20 protein-coding genes are annotated in these 18,527 nt (G+C 44.2%); 12 read left to right on the forward strand and 8 right to left on the reverse strand.

From position 1 onward, the window contains the following. Window positions 1–25 precede the first annotated feature (25 nt). The 7 genes from BLS59_RS22375 to BLS59_RS22405 all read left to right on the forward strand — a co-directional run bounded on the left by BLS59_RS22375 (window position 26) and on the right by BLS59_RS22405 (window position 5,953). Window positions 26–1,063, forward strand: coding sequence for a hypothetical protein (locus BLS59_RS22375; RefSeq protein WP_091152773.1), 1,038 nt, complete (start codon window positions 26–28; stop codon window positions 1,061–1,063). Between the two features lie 48 nt (window positions 1,064–1,111). Then, a complete protein-coding gene (locus BLS59_RS22380) occupies window positions 1,112–1,981 on the forward strand; it encodes a TIGR01459 family HAD-type hydrolase (RefSeq protein ID WP_091152775.1) in 870 nt (289 codons plus the stop codon). A 343-nt stretch (window positions 1,982–2,324) separates the two neighbouring features. After that, window positions 2,325–3,377, forward strand: coding sequence for a UDP-glucose--hexose-1-phosphate uridylyltransferase (locus tag BLS59_RS22385; RefSeq protein WP_091152777.1), 1,053 nt, complete (start codon window positions 2,325–2,327; stop codon window positions 3,375–3,377). 44 nt (window positions 3,378–3,421) lie between these two features. Then, window positions 3,422–4,582, forward strand: coding sequence for an aldose epimerase family protein (locus BLS59_RS22390; protein ID WP_091152779.1), 1,161 nt, complete (start codon window positions 3,422–3,424; stop codon window positions 4,580–4,582). 138 nt (window positions 4,583–4,720) lie between these two features. Continuing rightward, complete coding sequence (locus BLS59_RS22395; protein ID WP_090464779.1) at window positions 4,721–4,963, forward strand: MoaD/ThiS family protein; 243 nt, start codon at window positions 4,721–4,723, stop codon at window positions 4,961–4,963. Window positions 4,964–5,105: 142 nt separating this feature from the next. Continuing rightward, window positions 5,106–5,531, forward strand: coding sequence for a GNAT family N-acetyltransferase (locus BLS59_RS22400; protein ID WP_091152781.1), 426 nt, complete (start codon window positions 5,106–5,108; stop codon window positions 5,529–5,531). After that, complete coding sequence (locus tag BLS59_RS22405; RefSeq protein WP_091152783.1) at window positions 5,531–5,953, forward strand: molybdenum cofactor biosynthesis protein MoaE; 423 nt, start codon at window positions 5,531–5,533, stop codon at window positions 5,951–5,953. The genes BLS59_RS22400 and BLS59_RS22405 overlap by 1 nt, the downstream gene beginning before the upstream one ends. 469 nt (window positions 5,954–6,422) lie before the next feature. Here the strand turns inward: BLS59_RS22405 and BLS59_RS22410 are convergent, their stop codons facing one another. The 5 genes from BLS59_RS22410 to moaA form a co-directional block, all read right to left on the reverse strand. Next, a complete protein-coding gene (locus tag BLS59_RS22410) occupies window positions 6,423–7,490 on the reverse strand; it encodes a HesA/MoeB/ThiF family protein (protein ID WP_091152785.1) in 1,068 nt (355 codons plus the stop codon). After that, window positions 7,487–8,677, reverse strand: coding sequence for an NTP transferase domain-containing protein (locus BLS59_RS32065; protein ID WP_205411333.1), 1,191 nt, complete (start codon window positions 8,675–8,677; stop codon window positions 7,487–7,489). The genes BLS59_RS22410 and BLS59_RS32065 overlap by 4 nt, the downstream gene beginning before the upstream one ends. Beyond that, complete coding sequence (gene moaC, locus BLS59_RS22420) at window positions 8,658–9,128, reverse strand: cyclic pyranopterin monophosphate synthase MoaC (RefSeq protein WP_091152787.1); 471 nt, start codon at window positions 9,126–9,128, stop codon at window positions 8,658–8,660. The genes BLS59_RS32065 and moaC overlap by 20 nt, the downstream gene beginning before the upstream one ends. A gap of 135 nt (window positions 9,129–9,263) precedes the next feature. After that, entirely contained in the window at window positions 9,264–10,460 is a 1,197-nt protein-coding gene (locus BLS59_RS22425; RefSeq protein WP_091152789.1) for a molybdopterin molybdotransferase MoeA, read from the reverse strand. 111 nt (window positions 10,461–10,571) lie between these two features. Continuing rightward, a complete protein-coding gene (gene moaA / locus BLS59_RS22430; RefSeq protein WP_091152790.1) occupies window positions 10,572–11,561 on the reverse strand; it encodes a GTP 3',8-cyclase MoaA in 990 nt (329 codons plus the stop codon). A gap of 298 nt (window positions 11,562–11,859) precedes the next feature. On the opposite strand from moaA, the gene BLS59_RS22435 reads away from it, so the two are divergent. Then, a complete protein-coding gene (locus tag BLS59_RS22435; protein ID WP_091152792.1) occupies window positions 11,860–12,444 on the forward strand; it encodes a nucleotidyltransferase family protein in 585 nt (194 codons plus the stop codon). A gap of 77 nt (window positions 12,445–12,521) precedes the next feature. On the opposite strand, the gene BLS59_RS22440 is transcribed toward BLS59_RS22435, so the two are convergent. After that, window positions 12,522–12,965 (reverse strand): KTSC domain-containing protein, encoded by a 444-nt coding sequence (locus BLS59_RS22440; protein ID WP_091152793.1) that lies wholly within the window; start codon window positions 12,963–12,965, stop codon window positions 12,522–12,524. Between the two features lie 405 nt (window positions 12,966–13,370). Here BLS59_RS22440 and fdhD point away from each other — a divergent pair, with 405 nt between their 5' ends. Genes fdhD through BLS59_RS22455 form a run of 3 tightly spaced genes read left to right on the forward strand, consistent with a single transcriptional unit; the run spans window position 13,371 to window position 16,956 of the window. After that, window positions 13,371–14,276 carry a formate dehydrogenase accessory sulfurtransferase FdhD gene (gene fdhD / locus BLS59_RS22445; RefSeq protein WP_091152795.1) on the forward strand — a complete coding sequence of 302 codons (906 nt, stop codon included), beginning with the start codon at window positions 13,371–13,373 and terminating at the stop codon, window positions 14,274–14,276. After that, a complete protein-coding gene (locus tag BLS59_RS22450) occupies window positions 14,276–14,626 on the forward strand; it encodes a DUF7009 family protein (RefSeq protein WP_091152796.1) in 351 nt (116 codons plus the stop codon). Before fdhD ends, BLS59_RS22450 begins: the two co-directional genes overlap by 1 nt. Window positions 14,627–14,628: 2 nt before the next feature. After that, a complete protein-coding gene (locus BLS59_RS22455) occupies window positions 14,629–16,956 on the forward strand; it encodes an FdhF/YdeP family oxidoreductase (protein WP_091152799.1) in 2,328 nt (775 codons plus the stop codon). Window positions 16,957–17,043: 87 nt separating this feature from the next. On the opposite strand, the gene BLS59_RS22460 is transcribed toward BLS59_RS22455, so the two are convergent. Together BLS59_RS22460 and BLS59_RS22465 are read right to left on the reverse strand one after the other, a co-directional pair. Then, window positions 17,044–17,478, reverse strand: a complete 435-nt coding sequence (locus tag BLS59_RS22460) for a hypothetical protein (RefSeq protein WP_143014216.1) — start codon at window positions 17,476–17,478, stop codon at window positions 17,044–17,046. Window positions 17,479–17,567: 89 nt separating this feature from the next. After that, a complete protein-coding gene (locus tag BLS59_RS22465) occupies window positions 17,568–17,777 on the reverse strand; it encodes a DUF5808 domain-containing protein (protein ID WP_091152803.1) in 210 nt (69 codons plus the stop codon). A 211-nt stretch (window positions 17,778–17,988) separates the two neighbouring features. Here BLS59_RS22465 and BLS59_RS22470 point away from each other — a divergent pair, with 211 nt between their 5' ends. Then, on the forward strand, window positions 17,989–18,525 hold the full coding sequence (locus tag BLS59_RS22470; RefSeq protein ID WP_091152806.1) for a DUF2975 domain-containing protein: 537 nt from the start codon (window positions 17,989–17,991) through the stop codon (window positions 18,523–18,525). The last annotated feature ends 2 nt before the right edge of the window (window positions 18,526–18,527 follow it).

Below are 18,527 nucleotides of genomic sequence, written 5' to 3' on the forward strand. Positions count from 1 at the left end.
AATCTTTGTAGCCTAAATTATGTAAATGGATTTTTCTAATATTGTTAAAAAGGCATGGGAGGGGTACGATGCGTCGAAAAATATCCGGCTTATTGAGGATATCAGCGCCATGGTATCAACCAACCATGTGTACCGCATTACTTTTGATGATGATGATATAATAATTGCCAAGTTATCTTATTTTGGCAAGTTTGAGCACTTTAAGGAGGATCACCGCATCATCCAAACCCTGGCTAATAATCTGCTTTACCCTTTCGAAAACTTATTGGCACGGTCGTTATTAAAAAATAACCGCGTATATATTTATCATTACAAACATGGCAAAACAGATGCCTGGGTGGTGTTTTATAACCCTACGCGCATCCTTAACCGTTTGCCGCGCCGGCTTGATGATAACCATATCAAAAAGCTGGGTCAGCAGGTAGGTAAGTTCCATAAGGCTTGTTCAAGGGTTAAAAACGTACTGCCGAAATCGTCAAAAACGCTTCGTACAGATATTTCGTCGTTGATGAACAGCCTGGAGAGCAACGAGAAACAGTTTGGCAGCGCCATGCAGGTTGATTTTTTAAAATACCACTGCGAAACATTCCTCAAGAACAGATCAAAATATAACATGAGCTCGTTCGAGATCATCCCGGTATTTATCGACTGGAATATCGGCAACTTCTCGGTAACACCCAGTCTGGAGTTGTATTCCCGCTGGGATTATGATTGGTTCAGGATGAGCTACCGTGTGTTAGATTTTTACTTTTTCAGCCGCGTGGTATCTGATATTGGCGACCGTACCGTTTTCAGCTATGTGATCAACACTATGATGGAAGACAGGTTTATCCTTTTCCTGAAAGAATACCACAAAGTAAACCCGCTTACTGCCGATGAAATAAGGTTTATGAAGGAAGCCTATCGCTTTTTTATATTAAATTATGTAATTAAGGATGGCAAATTCTTCTTTAGCGAGCAATATGCGCAAAAATTACAGTCGGAAGCATTTAACGTTTATCTGCCTTCTGTCGACAGGGATTTTGATGCCGAAAAAATTATCGAAGCACTTAAATTAAAATAGACAATAGTTTTAACCATATTACGCCAACATTATATTAACACATAAAACATGTATAAAACCGACAACTTTAAATCGATAATTGACAGGTATAAGGTTGTTTTTTTTGATGCTTTTGGTGTTTTAAAAAACTACAAAGGCCTGCTGCCGGGTATAGAAAACACTTTTGCCTACCTGCAGCAGCAAAATAAGGAATACTATATAGTTACCAACGATGCATCACGCAGTCCGGTGCAACTTGCCGAATCATATAATACAAAGGGCCTGCTGGCCATTACGCCCGATCATATTATTTCATCGGGCATGCTTACCAAAGAGTACCTCGACCTGAAAGTGAACGACGGGATCGTGGCCTACCTCGGCACGCCGGATTCGGCCCATTATATTGATAGCTCGGGTTTGCACACCCTACCTGTAAGCCAGATTGATGCCAGCAATATTGATAAGGTAAATGCCCTTGTATTTTTGGATGATGAAGGTTTCAACTGGTTCGAAGACCTGAACAAAGCCGTAAATATCCTGCGTAAGCGAACTATCCCGGCCATAGTAGCCAATACAGATCATGCCTATCCGCTTAATAAGCATGACGTATCCATTGCAGTAGGCGGCTTAGCACACATGATTGAAAAGATAGTAGGCAAGGAGTTCATTCGTTTTGGTAAACCCGATTCGCAGATGTTCATGTTTGCTTATGACCTGCTGCGCGAAAAAGGCGCCATCAGCAAAAAAGATATAGTAATGGTGGGGGATACCCTGCAAACCGATATCCTGGGCGGTAATAAGTTTGGTTTGGACACCGTACTTGTGTTATCCGGCAATACCCAGGCCATAGATGCCGAAACCCGCATAATCGCAACCGGTATAGTGCCCACCTACATCTGCGATTCGGCAGTGGTGGAGTACGGGGAGTTGGGGTTTTAGGGAGCCGCATCTTCCAAAAAAGGTTGTCATTTCGAGCGATAGCGAGAAATCTTATACTAAATACAAAGCCCCATTGCATATCGTATAAGATTTTTCGCTATCGCTCAAGAGATAGTTTCTCACTCGTACCTCGTATCGAAATGATAACCTTTTGTGTGTTTTTCATATAAAATATCCATCCTCATTATTAAGCCTTTTTTGCCTCCCTCTCCCTTAGAGAGGGTCGGGGTGAGCCTTTTTTTATTTTAAATGTATACTTTACATTTATTTTTATATTTTTGAAAATACAAAGGCACCAACCAATTGCCTGGCACAATAGCCCCAAATAAAACCTGAATAAAAAATGGACAATAATTTTGATCTGAAAGAGCATCCGCATAGCCGTTTAAATATTTTAACAGGCGATTGGATCCTGGTATCGCCGCACCGTACAAAACGCCCATGGCAGGGTAAAGTAGAAGCTACACAAGCTGATACACGCCCCGCTTACGACCCGCAATGCTATTTATGCCCCACCAACAAACGGGCCGATGGCAGCGAAAACCCCGACTACAAAACCAGCTTTGTTTTTACCAATGATTATTCATCGCTGTTACTGAACACGCCTGATGGTGGCATTAACGACGATGAGTTGCTGGTAGCCAACAGCCAGAAAGGTATTTGCAGGGTTATCAGTTTTTCGCCGCGGCATGATCTTACGCTGCCGCAAATGGAAACAGAGGCGATACGCAAGGTTGTTGATGTTTGGCAATCGGAGTTTGAGGACCTGGCATCATATCCCTGGATAAAGCACATCCAGATATTTGAAAACAAGGGCGATATTATGGGTTGCAGCAACCCGCACCCGCATGGCCAGATCTGGGCACAAAACAGCATCCCGGTTGAGGTAGCTAAAGAAACCCAGCAGCAGAAGTTATACTTTGAAGAAAAAGGCCGCAGCCTGCTTGCCGACTATATTAAACTGGAACAAAAAAAGCAGGAACGCATTATTTTTGAGAACGATCATTTTGTGGTGCTGGTGCCTTTTTGGGCAGTTTGGCCCTATGAAACTATGATAGTGAGCAAAAGGCACATCACCAGTATTCTTTATTTTACCGATGAAGAAAAACTTGCCCTTGCCGATGCTATAAAACGGCTCACCGTAAGGTATGATAACATGTTCGAAACTTCGTTTCCGTACTCGGCAGGTATGCACCAGTCGCCGGTAAACATGGGCGAGCAGCCGTACTGGCACTGGCATATGCACTTTTATCCGCCTTTGCTGCGTTCGGCAACGGTAAAAAAATTCATGGTAGGGTATGAGATGCTGGCCAACCCGCAGCGCGACATAACTGCCGAATATGCTGCCGATAAATTAAGAGATTTAAGCGAAGTGCATTATAAAGTTAAAGGATAAGTAAAAAACACTATTTTTAAAAAATTATAAACCTCACCTGTTTTATGAAAAAAGTATTTAAAAATCTCTCTTTAATAATTTTGCCGGCGTGCATATCTTTGGCCGCCTGTAATCAATCAACAGATAAGAAAAAAACCGACATGACGGATAGTACCAAGAACCCTTCAGCTGCTTTCGAGCAAACCATTAACGGTAAACAAACTCATTTGTACACCATCAAAAATAAAAACGGCGTTAGCGCTACCATAACCAATTACGGCGGTCGCGTGGTGAGTCTTTTTGTGCCCGATAAGGATGGCAAAATTACCGATGTGGTTATAGGCTTTGAAAGTGTAGAAGGCTTTGAAAAATCAACCGAGCCATATTTTGGCGCAACTATTGGCCGTTTCGGTAACCGTATTGCCAAAGGCCATTTTAAGCTGGATGGTAAGGATTATCAATCATCAATAAACAACCCGCCAAATACGCTGCATGGTGGTAAAAACGGTTACCAGAGCGTAGTTTGGGATGCCAAACAGATAGATTCATCTAAACTGGAATTAACCTATCTTTCAAAAGATATGGAAGAAGGTTTCCCGGGTAATCTTACTGTAAAGGTTATCTACAGTATTACCGATGATAATTCATTTAAGGCCGAATATGAAGCAACTACCGATAAAAACACCGTTGTTAACTTAACAAACCACGCTTTCTTTAACCTTAACGGTGAAGGCAGCGGCACCATTCTTGACCACGTATTGCAGTTAGCTGCGGATAATTATACCCCTGTTGATTCAACACTGATCCCTACCGGTAAAATTGAAACCGTTAAAGGTACCCCGTTTGATTTTTCGATCCCTACAGCCATTGGTAAAAGGATTGGTGACGATAACCAACAGTTAAAGAATGGTAAAGGTTACGATCATAACTTTGTGCTCAACAAGCATGATATTAAAACGCCTATCGCTACCATCACCGGCGACAAAACCGGCATAAAAATGGAAGTGTTTACCGAGGAGCCAGGCATCCAGTTTTACAGCGGTAACTTCATGCAATCAAAAAATGTAATGAAACGCGGTTTGAAGGATGATCCACGTACAGCATTTGCGTTGGAAACTCAGCATTTCCCAGATTCACCAAACCAGCCTAACTTCCCTTCAACGGAGTTAAAACCTGGTCAGGTTTATAAAACACAATCGTTATACAAATTCTCGGTTGCCAAATAAGCATCCGTTTTAATGATAGTAAGAAAGGTCTGGCCATAAAGCCGGGCCTTTTTTGTTATTGGACGATAGCAGTTACGGCAAGTTCATTTAATGAAAATTTAATACCCCAGTTAAGGTGATTTGGTTTAAATTTGGATTATGAAGATTAACGTGCTGGCATTTGGGGTAGCAAAGGAGATATTCGGCAGTTCATTAGTTAGCCTTGAATTAACAAACGATGCTACCATTTATAATTTAAAATACCTGCTGGAGCAGCAATACCCGCGCCTAAAGCAACTGGCATCATACATGGTAGCAGTTAATAACGAATACGCCCTGCCCGGAGATACCATTCACGAACGCGACGAAATAGCCATTATTCCGCCGGTTAGCGGGGGATAGTTTTTTGGGAGTTTTTGGACAAAAGAGTAAGGACTGTTGGACAAAAGAGTAAGGACAAAATTGAGATCGACATTAAACGTATAAAAAATAACATGGAGAAAAAATCTTTATTCTTTTCTCTTTTAATCCTTGTTCCAAAAAAATGATTAGAAAAGCTACGCTGGCAGATGTGCCGGTATTATCAAGTTTATTGGAACAATTGGGCTATCCTGGTACAGAAAGCTATTTGAAAGATAATCTGGCGGTTATGCTTGGGCAGCCTTTAACGCATGTGTTGGTTTATGAGCTTGATGGTAAGGTAGCTGGTTTTATCGCTTTCGATTTTCTTCCGCAGTTAGTGGTTAAGGGCGATTTTGCACGTATCAGCTGCTTTGCGGTAGATGCCGATGCACGCGGCGCTGGCATTGGTAACGCGCTTGAAGATCATCTAACCCAACTGGCCCGCGCACGCAATTGCGATAGGATAGAGGTACATTGCCATACCCGGCGTGTTGATGCGCATCGTTTTTACGAACGGCAGGGTTACCAGGAATCGCCGAAATACTTTTTTAAATCACTTGTAAGCTAATGCAGCATACCCAGGTAATTTTAACCGCCGATACACTTGATGTGCCATCCTGCATCAATTGGATCATGTCGCCCCAATCCGGGGGCATAGATGTGTTTATAGGCACGGTTCGTAATGCTACCAAGGGTAAATCTGTTCTAAGACTGGAGTTTGAGGCTTATGAGCCAATGGCAATAAGCGAAATGGAGAAGATCTGCAGGCAGGCGTTTGACCAATGGCCCGTACAAAAGGTACTTGTCCATCACCGCACAGGCACGTTGCAGGTAGGGGAGATTCCCGTTATCATAGCTGTATCCGCTGCACATCGTGCCGCCGCTTTTGAAGCCTGTCGCTATATTATAGATACCCTAAAACAAACCGTACCCATCTGGAAAAAAGAAATTTTTGAGGATGGAGAAGTGTGGGTAGCAGCGCATCCATGAGTTTGAAATTCTAAAGATCAAATTCTAAATTCTAAAAAGGGAAATTTTAAGGATCAAATTCTAAAATCAAATCCCAATAGCCCACCTTTTCATTGCGAGGTACGAAGCAATCCCATCCCGCAAATCGACTTGCAAAGTTTACTAATTGTCCTATGAGATTGCCGCGCTTCGTTCGCAATGACAGGAGGTGAATTAAAACTCTTTACTGGCGCGGGCTTTCAGCCCGTGTCGCGGCATGGTTGCGGCTTTCAGCCGCCGATTAAGCTGGAAGCTTAAATCATGCTTTCACACGGGTTACGCTGCGCTAAACCCCGCGCGAGAGGTAAAATCTAAAAGTAATACTTGTGAATTTGCATTGTGTTGAATAGATGCTTCACTACGTTCAGCATGACAAACTTATTATTTACACTTTGTCATCCTGAGGAACGAAGGATCTATCGTGAATTTGCTGGGCTATAGCGATGGTTTACTAATCTCCCGCCAAAATATATTCCTTCAACCCACCCTCCAGTGAAAGTACATCGGCTTCCGGAAGCTTTCTTAGTATCAGCTTTACGGCTTCTTCGCTTCGGTTGCCGGTTGCGCAGTAAAGTACTTTCGTTTTGGGGCCGGTAAAAAAAGCAAGATAACCTTCCAGTTCATCAAGGGGAATGTGGGTGCCGCCGATATCGAAAGCGTCGCGCTCCTGTTCGGTGCGCACGTCAACAAGCTCAATGGTGTCATCATTGTTTTGCAGGCGCTGTTTAAGCTCATCTGCGGTTATAGTGGGGATGGTAACAGTAGTTTTTAGCCTGCGGATGTTTGTTTTGCTTACAGGACCTAATTTGATGATGCGGCTTTGCATGGTTTGCGCATCAAAAATGAGCACTTTACCCGCCAGCAGTTCGCCGGTTTTGGTAACGTATTTGATAACCTCGTTGGCTTGCATACAGCCTATGATACCGGCAAGCGTTGGGATTACGCCGCCTTCGGTACAATTGGGGATCTGTGTGGCATCAACATCGGGGAAAAGATCGCGGTAATTTGGTGAGCGCATCCCGTCCTTGTTTAGCAAATTCCAAACGGCTACCTGGCCTTCAAATTGGTAAATAGCACCGTAAACCAATGGCTTGCCGCTTAAAACGCAGGCATCATTGAGCAGGTAACGGGTTTCAAAATTATCGGTACCGTCAATTATAATATCGTACTGCCTCACCAGGTCAAGCACATTGTCTGACGTTACTTTATCGGTATGTGGTATCAGTTTAACACCCGGATTTTGTTTTTGCAGGCGCTGGCATGCAACGGTAGCTTTTAGCCGCCCGGCATCGGCGGGGGTATATAATACCTGCCTGTGCAGGTTACTGATAGCTACCACATCATAATCGGCAATGCCCAGGGTACCTATACCACTTGCAGTTAAATACTGGGCCGATGGGCAGCCTAATCCCCCGGCACCCACAATAAGTACTTTTGCCTGCTTTAAAAGTGCCTGACCAGCCTCACCGAAACCGGGAAGCGCCACCTGGCAGCTATATCTTATATCATCAGCATTCATGGGGTTGTAGCTGTTTTTTGGTAGATAATTCTTTTTATTTTCTCCAGTTCCTCGGGCGTATTCACATTGGTGAGCGCCTCCGGATCGGGTGCGTTTAGCAGGGTGATATCGGTATTAATAAGCACCTTGCGCGGGCAAGAATATCCCTGTGCCAGATACGACAGCAGGATAGGGTAGCTCTTAGGTTCCCAAATGGTAATCAGTGGCTCCGGGAAATCGGTAACCGTACTATGGTAAGCCGTAGCTACCGACGAGCTATTGCGCCAGGCCACCAGATTACGCAACGTAGCCTCGTCCATCAGTGGCAGGTCGCAGGCTAATACCAGCCATGCGCTATCCGGCTTTTCACGAAATGCCGATAGGATAGCCCCGAATGGGCCAAGCCCGGTAAAAGTATCCTCTAAAACGGGGTATTGTTGGTCAGTGTGGTTATGCTGCCCCGTACGGTGCGATATAAATACATCGTTACAAAAGGGCTTCAACATATCGGCCATGTGGTAGCGCTGGGGTTTGCCATGCCAGTTAATATTGCCTTTATCAAACCCCATGCGCTGGCTTTGGCCGCCGGCCAGTACCAGCCCGTTTAGTACCGGACGGGCTTTTTGTAGTTTATCTTCAAAAAATCCGATTATTTTATCTCTATCAGCCAGTTTATAAACCGGCATCTGCTGCCAGTTGGGGATGGTTTCTTTTATAAAATCAAAAACGTCGTCGCTGTTATCGGCCAATAAAAATAGTTCGATATTGGTGAGCTGAGTGGCTCTTTTTAATAACGAGGCCCTTTTGTTGATATCGATAATAACTACCTGCGCTTTGGCCTGCTGGTGATTGCCGTTTACCAAAACCAGATCGGCGTTGGCAAATTGCTGCTTAAGCTGGTAGGTCATCAGCGGGTTTTGAAAGTTAAGCTGCTGGTAGTTGATCTGATCGGTATAATCAACAATAGCCCCGCTATTGAGTCTGCCAGGAACCAGCGTAATATCATCATTGTGCGATGTATCAACGTAGGCACATTTATAGGTTGCCGATAGAGCCGCGATAACATCATCGGCCAGTAATTTAATTACGGTACATGGCCCGCCCAGGATGGCCCATTCGTTACGACCGAAATTGCCGGTTGCAGGCCGGGCGAGTTTAGCGTGTTTGCGGTGTTGGCCCGAGGGCTTGTTATGCTCGTTTAAAGTCACGTTTACCTCCTGTTTTTGCTATCAGTTTGGTTTCTTTTATCACAATATCATGGCTCATGGCCTTGCACATATCATAAACGGTAAGCGCCGCTATTGAAGCGCCAACCAATGCCTCCATCTCGATGCCGGTTTTGGCGGTAATGCTGGCAGTACAATCTATCACAATTTCCTGTTTTTCGTTCACCTCAACAGTAATATTACAATTATCCATCCCCAGGGGGTGACAAAGCGGGATCAGGTCGCCGGTTTTTTTTGCCGCCATAATGCCGGCAATAATGGCCGTTTGAAATACCGGCCCTTTCTTGCTCATTAAATCGCCTTTAACCAAATGGGCAAGTACCTCGGCGGGCAATACAACTACACTGCGCGCGGTGGCGGTGCGGTGGGTAACCTGCTTTTCGGTTACATCAACCATTGATGGATTGCCTTGTTTATTTATATGGGTTAACATTGTACACTATTTAATGATTATACAGGATTAACAGGAATTGTCTGAACCGCGATTAAGCAGATTTATCAGATTTTTAGGATTTTGATTTTAAATCTTCCTGAATCCCGGTAATCCTTTAATCCCCTTAATCCTGGTTCAGACAAACTTCCACGCCCTAAAAATCTCACCCGCTTTAAATTCATTCCTTTCCAGGGGGAGTTCTAAAAAAGCGTCTGTATCTGCTAAGTTAGCAAAATCACCTGAACCATTTCCCTCAACGGGCGATGCTATTAGTTGTCCTTTTGGGTTACTGGCAAGTTTTACCTGTAAATAATATTCTAAAGCCGGTTGAAAGCTGAAATCTTTACTCAAAACTGCGTAAAGCGGCAATTGTTCTGCCAAACCCTGCGTGGCGCGTAGCCAGGGTAAAAAGTACCGGTGCAGGCACATGAAGGTAGCCACCGGGTTGCCGGGAAAAGCGAAAACCAACGCGCCGTTTTTGTGCCTGCCGAACCAAAATGGTTTGCCGGGGCGTTGGGCTACTTTATGAAAAAACTTTTCTACCTGTAAATCTTCCAGCGCTTGAGGTATGTAATCAAACTTACCCATGGAGATACCGCCGCTCAACAGTAACACATCGTAGTTTTCAAGGCAATGGCCAATCTGCTGTTTGGTTACTTCGGGATCATCCGGGATGTGCAGGATCTGCGGCGACAAGCCATGCTGCTCTAAAACAGCCTTTACCGTATAACTATTTGATTTGCGGATCTGGTATGCTGAGGGTACCTGGTCCACATCTACCAGTTCATCACCCGATGATATAATGGCCACTCGGGGTGGTTTTTTTACCAGTAAATGGGTTTTACCTATTGATGCCGCAATGCTGATAATGGCCGGCGTAACCATTTGGCCCGATGCGGCTACCACATCATTTTGTTTTTTATCTATGCCCTGCGGGTGTATGTTTTGTCCTTGTTTAATACTCTGAACGTGAACGCTGGCTAATCCCGCGCGGATCTCCACATCTTCGTACCGGATCACTGTATCTGTTGTTGCGGGGAGTACGGCGCCGGTCATGATCTCTATACATTCGTTTAATTCATCAATAGCAATGGGTTCCTCGCCGGCGGCCTGGGTTGCTTTTATGCGGAAGGTATTGATGCCGTTTTGGAGCGCCGTATAATTTATGGCGATGCCATCCATAGTAACCCGGTTAAAAGGAGGGAGGTCACGGTCGGCCTTCAGGGCTTCGGCCAGTACCCTGCCGGTGGCTTGCTCAAAAGGGGTGGTTTCGGTACCATAATCTTTTAATTGGGCCAATACCAGTTTTTCGGCTTCTTCAACGGTTGTCATTCTATCAAGTTGGTGTTTAGTATCAAGTAGTTAGTATCAAGCATCAAGACAGTTTCTCAAATCGCCATTAATTATCAATTATCCTAAAAAATCTTGATGCCTGATACTATATTACCCTCCAATGGTGGCCATTGATTCATGGATGCCGGGGTGCTGTACCCGCAGCTGCTCTGCCTCCCAGCCATCTTTGGGGCGGTTGCCAAAGGCATTCAGTAATATGCCCTGCAGTTCGTTATCGGCGGTGCCGCTGCGCATCAGATTTTTAATGTTCAGCACGCCATCATCATACAGGCAGGTTTTTAACTCACCCTGTGGCGTTATCCTGATGCGGTTGCAGGTACCGCAAAACGTGCGCGAATAGGCCGCTATAATACCAATGCTGCCCTTATGTCCCGGTATTTGATAGTTGTATGCGGTTGAATAAGCCGGGTCGGTTATTTTTTGTACCTGCGGATATTTCGTTTTTATTTCTTCAAGAATGCGCACGTAATCCCATTGCAATCCGGTGTACAAATGTCCATCGCCATTAAAAGGCATTTCCTCAATAAACCGTACGCTTACTGGCAGGTCTTTGGTCATTTCAACCAGGGGGATGATATCCTGCGTGTTTTTGCCGTCCATTACCACGGCATTTATTTTTACCTCGATGTTGTGCTTTAACAGGGCATCTAAAGCCGCCATTACATTGGCAAATTCATCTCTGCGGGTAATGGTGAAAAAACGGTTGGCATCCAGCGTATCCAGGCTCAGGTTTACCGATCGTACACCAATCTTTTTAAGTTCAGACACATAAGGCGCGGTTAATACGCCGTTAGTAGTAAGGCTCAATTCCTTTAAACCCTGCAATTGCGATATGGACGTAAGCAACTGCATAATATCCTTACGTACAAAAGGCTCGCCGCCGGTAATGCGAATCTTTTCTATCCCCATTTTAACCAGCAGACTGCAGCTGCGCAACATCTCCTCATAGGTCATTAGTTCTGTTCGCGACAGCCAGTTAAGGCCATCCTCGGGCATGCAGTAAAAGCAGCGCAGGTTACACCTGTCTGTTACCGCAAGGCGCAGGTAATTGATGTTTCGACCGTGGTTATCTTTTAGCAAGGGATATAAATATATTATTAATACAAGCCTGAAGCTTTTAAGTTTAAGGATTGTATAGCGTAAAAGTAATTATTACAAATGGCTACACTGTTTTTTAAATGTACTTTTTACGTGGGCTGTTCAGGGCAAATGTGTTAAAATAATGGAGTGGTTAAACTGGATAAGCACAACTTGCGCAATACCCACCCGTGATGGGCGTATTGTTAAAACCATACACAACTATAATTACAGTTAGTTCGTATTAAAGTCATCTCGCTGCCTGGGCAGCAACCTATGAAAAATTAATTTAAACTTAAGAATGACAGGGATCATTATTCTTGCTGCGGGTTCATCGAGCCGTTTGGGTACACCAAAACAAAATTTGATGTACCAGGGTAAAACATTGCTGCAGCGGGCTATACATACTGCTTTAACATCGGCCTGCTGCGAAAGTGTGCTGGTGGTATTGGGCGCTAATGAAGGCATTATTCGGCCAAATATATCAGATCAACAGATACATATTACTTATAATTCTGATTGGGAGGAAGGAATGGCATCATCTATCAGAAAGGGAGTAGCCGAACTGCAACGGCTTGAACCATTGGTAACTTCGGTCATTATAATGCCTTGTGACCAGCCATTTGTTGACTCTTTACTGCTTTACCAGTTAACTGCCAGGAAAGCCGAAAATGATAATGGCATCGTAGCATCGGCCTATAAAAATATTTACGGCGTGCCTGCTCTTTTTGATGCTAAATATTTTAAATCGCTGGAAAAACTTACCGGGAGCGAAGGCGCTAATAAACTTATCACCGCCCATGCGGATGATGTAATGTCGGTACCGTTTGCTTTAGGCGCAATAGATATCGACACCATTGAAGATTACGAACGCCTGCATTTTTAGCACTTGAACTATATAAAAAAGGCTTCGCCCGGCCAATGCCAGACGAAGCCTTTTTGCTTGTTTATCTATTTTAAACCTTATGCCGTGGCAACCAGTTTACTGATGCTCCTGTAAACATATTCAGAATAAATGTGCCTGCGTGCAAAGCGTCCCGGCGAATCTGCATTGATGAGCTTTACATAAATTGCCTTGGGTACATCAAAATATTCGTAAGTGTTGCCATCGGTAAAAACGATTTTTAACACCTGCGATTTATATTCAAAATCGGCAATGGCCGATAATGTAGTGGTTTGCGTATACTCAGCAAACGATTGGTTACGTGTTTCGGGCGCTATACTTACCAAAAAGTGGTAAGCTTCAATAATGGTTTTGCTTTTCTCTTCGGCCTCAACGCGGCTTTCATCCTGAAACTTATCAGGGTGCCAGGTTTTCATCAGGCTCCTGTAGTTGGTTTTTAATTCCTGTAGTTCTGCTGCTTCGGTAACGTCTAAAAGCTTCCTGTAGTCGACAATTTTTTTCATGCTGATATTTTATTTTTATTGTCGTTGAAGCTAAAAGCATTGATAATTAACGCATTCTTTTCAAGAAAATAATTGCGCAAAGGTACAGATTTAAACCGTACTAAAATAACTTGTTTACGAAATGATAATATTAGGGATATAGACTGGCTTAGAAGCTTTGCATGGTGGTTCGACTCACCCCGGCTACGCTTCGCTCGTCGGCCCTCTCTTCAGCTTCGCTGGAAAGAGGGTGGGGAATTTTTTTATTCTTCTATTACTTCCCTCTAAATATCCACATTGCAATCCCCTCTTTCCGCCACAGGCGAAGAGAGGGTGCCCAAGCGCAGCGATGGGCGGGTGAGTCAAATAGCCACAAACCCCATCAAAACTTTAAACAATACCAACCCATAAATTGTATCTTTAATTATGGTTACCAATTCCACCCAACATCTGCCAATTATAAAGGTAAATGCCGACAAAAGCACGGCAGCTATGGATGTGCTTGCCCTGGAAGAGCCCCTTGAGATAAGACTTGAACATGGCGATAAAGATCAGCGGCAGGTACAAAATGTATCGGTAACCATGCGCACACCGGGCCATGATGGCGAGCTGGCTACCGGCTTTTTATTTACCGAGGGCATTGTAAAAAGTTTGGATGATATTGAAAAAGCATCGCACTGCTTTATTGCCTGTGCCGAAAATAAAGAGAATGTGATCCAAGTAAGTTTAGCCCCCGGCGCTGTTCCTAACTTGCAAAATACCGAACGTAATTTTTATACCACATCCAGCTGCGGGGTTTGCGGCAAAGGCTCTATAAACGCTATTCGCACTGTCGGGAGCTTTGACACGCAAACAACAGATAATGATACCATTAACGCCGGTGTTTTATACCAGATACCTGGCATCCTGCGCAGGCACCAGCGTATTTTTGACGATACCGGGGGCTTACACGCTTCGGCATTATTTTCGGCACAGGGCGAGCTTTTATTGCTGCGCGAGGATGTTGGCCGCCACAACGCACTGGATAAACTAATAGGGGCGGCGCTTAATTACAATTGGCTGCCTTTGCACCAAACGGTATTGCTGCTTAGCGGCCGGGCAAGCTTCGAGCTGATACAGAAGGCAGTAATGGCAGGCATTAATATAGTGGCTGCAATTGGCGCGCCATCAAGCCTGGCGGTGCAGCTGGCGCAGGAGTTTAACATTACGCTCATCGGCTTTTTGCGTAACGATCATTTTAATATTTACACCGCAGCGCACCGGGTGTTAATGGCAAATTATGAACCAGCTGGCGAGGAAAATACCATCGCCAATGAAAATATACAGCACTAATGAAAATTCGTATTAAAGGTAATTATTTACGCTACCGGCTCACTCGCACAGATATGGCCAGGCTGGCCGAAGAGGGATATATTAAGGAGGTGGTTGAATTTGGCAGCCAGCAGCTTTTTTATGCCCTTCAGGTTGTGGATGATGAACATTTATCGGCTACCTACCACCAAAATACCATTGTACTTTATGTACCTAAAAGCGTGATCATTGAATTTGTAAATACAGATAAGGTAGGTTATGAAGGCACCCACGGCAACTTCCATTTACTTGTTGAAAAAGATTTTACCTGTTTAGATAACGTAGCCGAAGACCAAAGCGATAATTATCCCAACCCATTAGCGGCGAAATAACCATGAATAAGCATAGCAAAGAACAACCGGCGGCAGAAAATCCTGAGGAACTGCTCGATCTGAAATTAACAAAACCCGAAAAGTGGGCGGCGGGCATCCCGGCGGTATCGGCGGCTATGGTTGATATTTTGCAGGAGGCAGGCTTTGTGCGCGGTATGGAGGGCTTGTTTAAAATGAACAAGAAAGGCGGGTTCGATTGTTCGGGCTGCGCCTGGCCCGATCCGGATGACGACCGGTCGCCCATTGCCGAATATTGCGAGAATGGGGCCAAAGCACTTGCGGAAGAAGCCACCACAAAAAAACTCACTGCCGAGTTCTTTGCCCAAAATTCGGTGGAAGAGCTGGCTAAATTAAATGATTACGAAATTGGCAAAAAAGGCCGCATTGCCCAGCCGGTTTACCTGCCCAAAGGTGCTACACATTACCAACCCATTAGTTGGGATGATGCCTTTAAACAGATTGCCGCCAAGCTCAACAGCCTGGCATCGCCCAATGAGGCCGCCTTTTATACATCCGGACGAACCAGCAACGAGGCTTCATTTACCTACCAGCTATTTGTACGCGAGTACGGTACTAACAATATGCCCGATTGCTCCAACATGTGCCATGAATCAACAAGCGTTGGCCTGGCTGATGCCATTGGGATAGGCAAGGGAACAGTTACCCTTAATGATTTTTACGATACCGATGTAATTATCATCATGGGGCAAAACCCCGGCACAAACCATCCCCGCATGCTTTCGGCGCTTGAAAAAGCAAAGCAAAATGGTTCAAAGATCATCGCCGTAAATCCCCTGCATGAGGCCGGACTTATGGGGTTTAAAAACCCGCAAACGGTTAAGGGCCTACTGGGCATCAGCACCCATCTGGCAGATTTGTACCTGCAGGTGAAGATCAATGGCGATATGGCCCTGCTGCTGGCCATTGAAAAACTGCTATACAAAGCCGAAATGGAAACGCCTGGCAAAGTTTTCGACCATGAATTTATAAAGAACAATACCGAAGGTTATGTAGCATTCCTAAACCACCTCAACCAGTTTGAGCTTGAGTACCTGGCTGCTGAGGCGGGAATCCCGGTGGCGCAAATTCAACAGGCGGCAGACATGCTTAAAAACACCAGTCGCATTATAATTTGCTGGGCTATGGGTGTTACGCAGCAAAAAAATGGGGTGGCAACTGTAAAAGAGATAGTGAATCTGAGTATCCTCAAAGGTGCTATAGGCAAACCAGGGGCTGGTTTATGCCCGGTGCGCGGACATAGCAACGTACAGGGAAACCGCACCATGATGATATGGGACAAACCCAAGCCCAAACAATTAGATAAGCTAAAGGAAGTGTTTGGCTTTGAACCGCCGCGCGATCATGGTTACGATGTGGTAGAATCCATACAGGCTATGCATGCAGGAAAACTAAAAGTTTTTTTTGCAATGGGGGGCAATTTCCTTTCGGCTACGCCGGATACTTTGTACACTGCCGACGCTATGCGCAAGCTGGAAATGGCAGTTCATGTATCCACGAAGCTCAATCGCAGTCATTTGGTGCATGGAGATGAAACGCTGATATTGCCTACCCTGTCGCGCAGTGATAAGGATGTGGTTAACGGCGAGGCCCAGTTTATCAGCTGCGAAAACTCGATGGGGGTGGTCCAGATGTCAAAAGGGATACTGGAGCCTATTTCTAAAGATCTGGTAAACGAAAATCAGATTGTTTGTCGCCTGGCTAAGGCTACATTGGGCAGCCGGTCGGTAGTTGATTGGGATACTTACGAAAAAAGTTACGATGCCGTACGCGATGTAATAGCCAAAGCAATTCCCGGTTTTGAGGATTACAATAAAAAGGTGCGCATACCGGGAGGCTTCTACCTGCCCAACGCGCCGCGAGAGGGGAAGTTTGAAAGCGGGCAAAATGATGCCAAAGTACATTTTACCATGAGCGATTTGCCTAAGCATGATATGGCGGCCGGCGAGTACCGCATGACCACCATCCGCAGTCATGACCAGTTTAATACCACCATTTACGGGCTCGACGACCGTTACCGAGGCGTACATAACGAACGGCGGGTAATTTTCATGAACGAGCAGGACATGGCCGAAGCAGGTTTTAAAGAAGGCGAACAGGTTGACCTGTACAATAATTTTGGCGGCAGGGAACGCGTAGCCCGCTTGTTTGTGGTTGTGCCTTACAATATTCCCCAAGGCAATACAGCTACCTATTACCCCGAAGCAAACGTGCTGATCCCCATTGATAGTGTGGCCGAAAAAAGCAACACGCCTACTTCAAAACTGGTGTTCATCAGTATAAAAAGGCATGTAGTGAAAGCCGATAAATAAGCTTGACGTAAGTGAGTAATATTAGAAGATAAGTAAGGTCAAAATGCACCGTAGGTGCTACCTGTTTGTAGTAGTAGAAAAATCGTCCTAATTAACATTTGCGCCATAGGCGCTACCCTTGTAATAAAAGCTACAGCAATTACTTAATAAAAAGAGAAATTTAACCTTAATAAGCTGTTTTCTAAAGTAGTATTTTCCGGTTATAAAGCGTGGTAAATCCTCGTAGGCCTCTTTCATATTATCCAGGATAAAATAATCCTTCTTCTGTAAATATTTCGATTGAAATAACATGGTGTTATTGGTTTCGGGCGTACCGCTGTTGGCATAATAGATTACCGGTGCCAGTCCGCTTTTTCTTGGGATTACGATTTGGGTGGCGCCAATAAAGCCATTGGCTAAATCAAGTCTTATTGTTTTGCCATTTAGTTTGCCACTATAGCATTCTAATTCGTAAGCTTTTTGGGCAAAACAAAAAAAGGGCAGGGCAGTAAGCAGCAGTATAAATAGGGGGGTATATCGCATAAGCATTCCTGTATCGCTAATATAGCTAACGGGAATAAGCTTTTAAAGTTTTATTTAATAAATTAAACAATAGTTAACAATAATCTCCTCTAAAACTTAAATACACCGGTTTTATAAAGGGTAAATACTAAAGGCGCTATAATAATAAGCGCGAGGTACACATAGGCAAGCGCGTGGGCAAAATTCAGCGTCCACCCCATGCCGGTTCTTTTGGGCACCCAAACCGAGGGATCATTTGGATTTTTGTAAAACATGCCCCATTTCCAGTACTTATAATTATTGCGGTCAAAATCATTCATGTACAAATTTATTTATTTGGCAGGGTAATCCTAATTAATTTTAATCCGGCGACTGATCGCTAATCTTAAATTTATTTTGAAGCGGTGAATGTCGACCCCTATCGCCAAAACTATTTTCATAAAATTATCGAAAATCATTTTTTATTTATTGTTTATCAATAAAAATTTATTCATATTTGATTAATTATTCAAAACGATAAAATGAAAAAATATGGAAATAGAAACCAAAACCCGAACCGGTAAAATTCTAAAGCTATTGAACATTGTAGCATGGATAGCATTCATTGGCTTTATGGTAGAAGGCGGTGCAATGATCACGTCTTTTTTAGTAAGCTGCATAAGCCCTGAGGGCGCAAAACACCTGTACAAGGAATTGAACTTTTACGACCTTAAACAATTCAGCTTTTGGCATTATACAGTACATATTTATTTTTTGGTTCTTTTGGCACTGTTAAAAGCTTATGTGTGGTTCCTGGTCATGAAAATTCTTTCAGATATAAACCTTACCAATCCATTTAAATGGGAAGTGGCAAACAGGCTGGAAAAAATAGGCTACGTATTATTTATAACCTGGCTTGTTTCGGTTTCAAACGGTGCCCATGCAGACTGGCTACAGAAAGCAACCGGGGTACAATACGGAAACGAACCAATGGGAGAGTATTTGTTTATGGCGGGCCTGGTGTTCATTATTTCGCAGGTGTTTAAGCGCGGTATAGAAATTCAGTCCGAAAACGAGTTAACCGTATAACC

The sequence above is a fragment of the Mucilaginibacter pineti genome, from assembly GCF_900101875.1.
Lineage (GTDB): Bacteria > Bacteroidota > Bacteroidia > Sphingobacteriales > Sphingobacteriaceae > Mucilaginibacter > Mucilaginibacter pineti.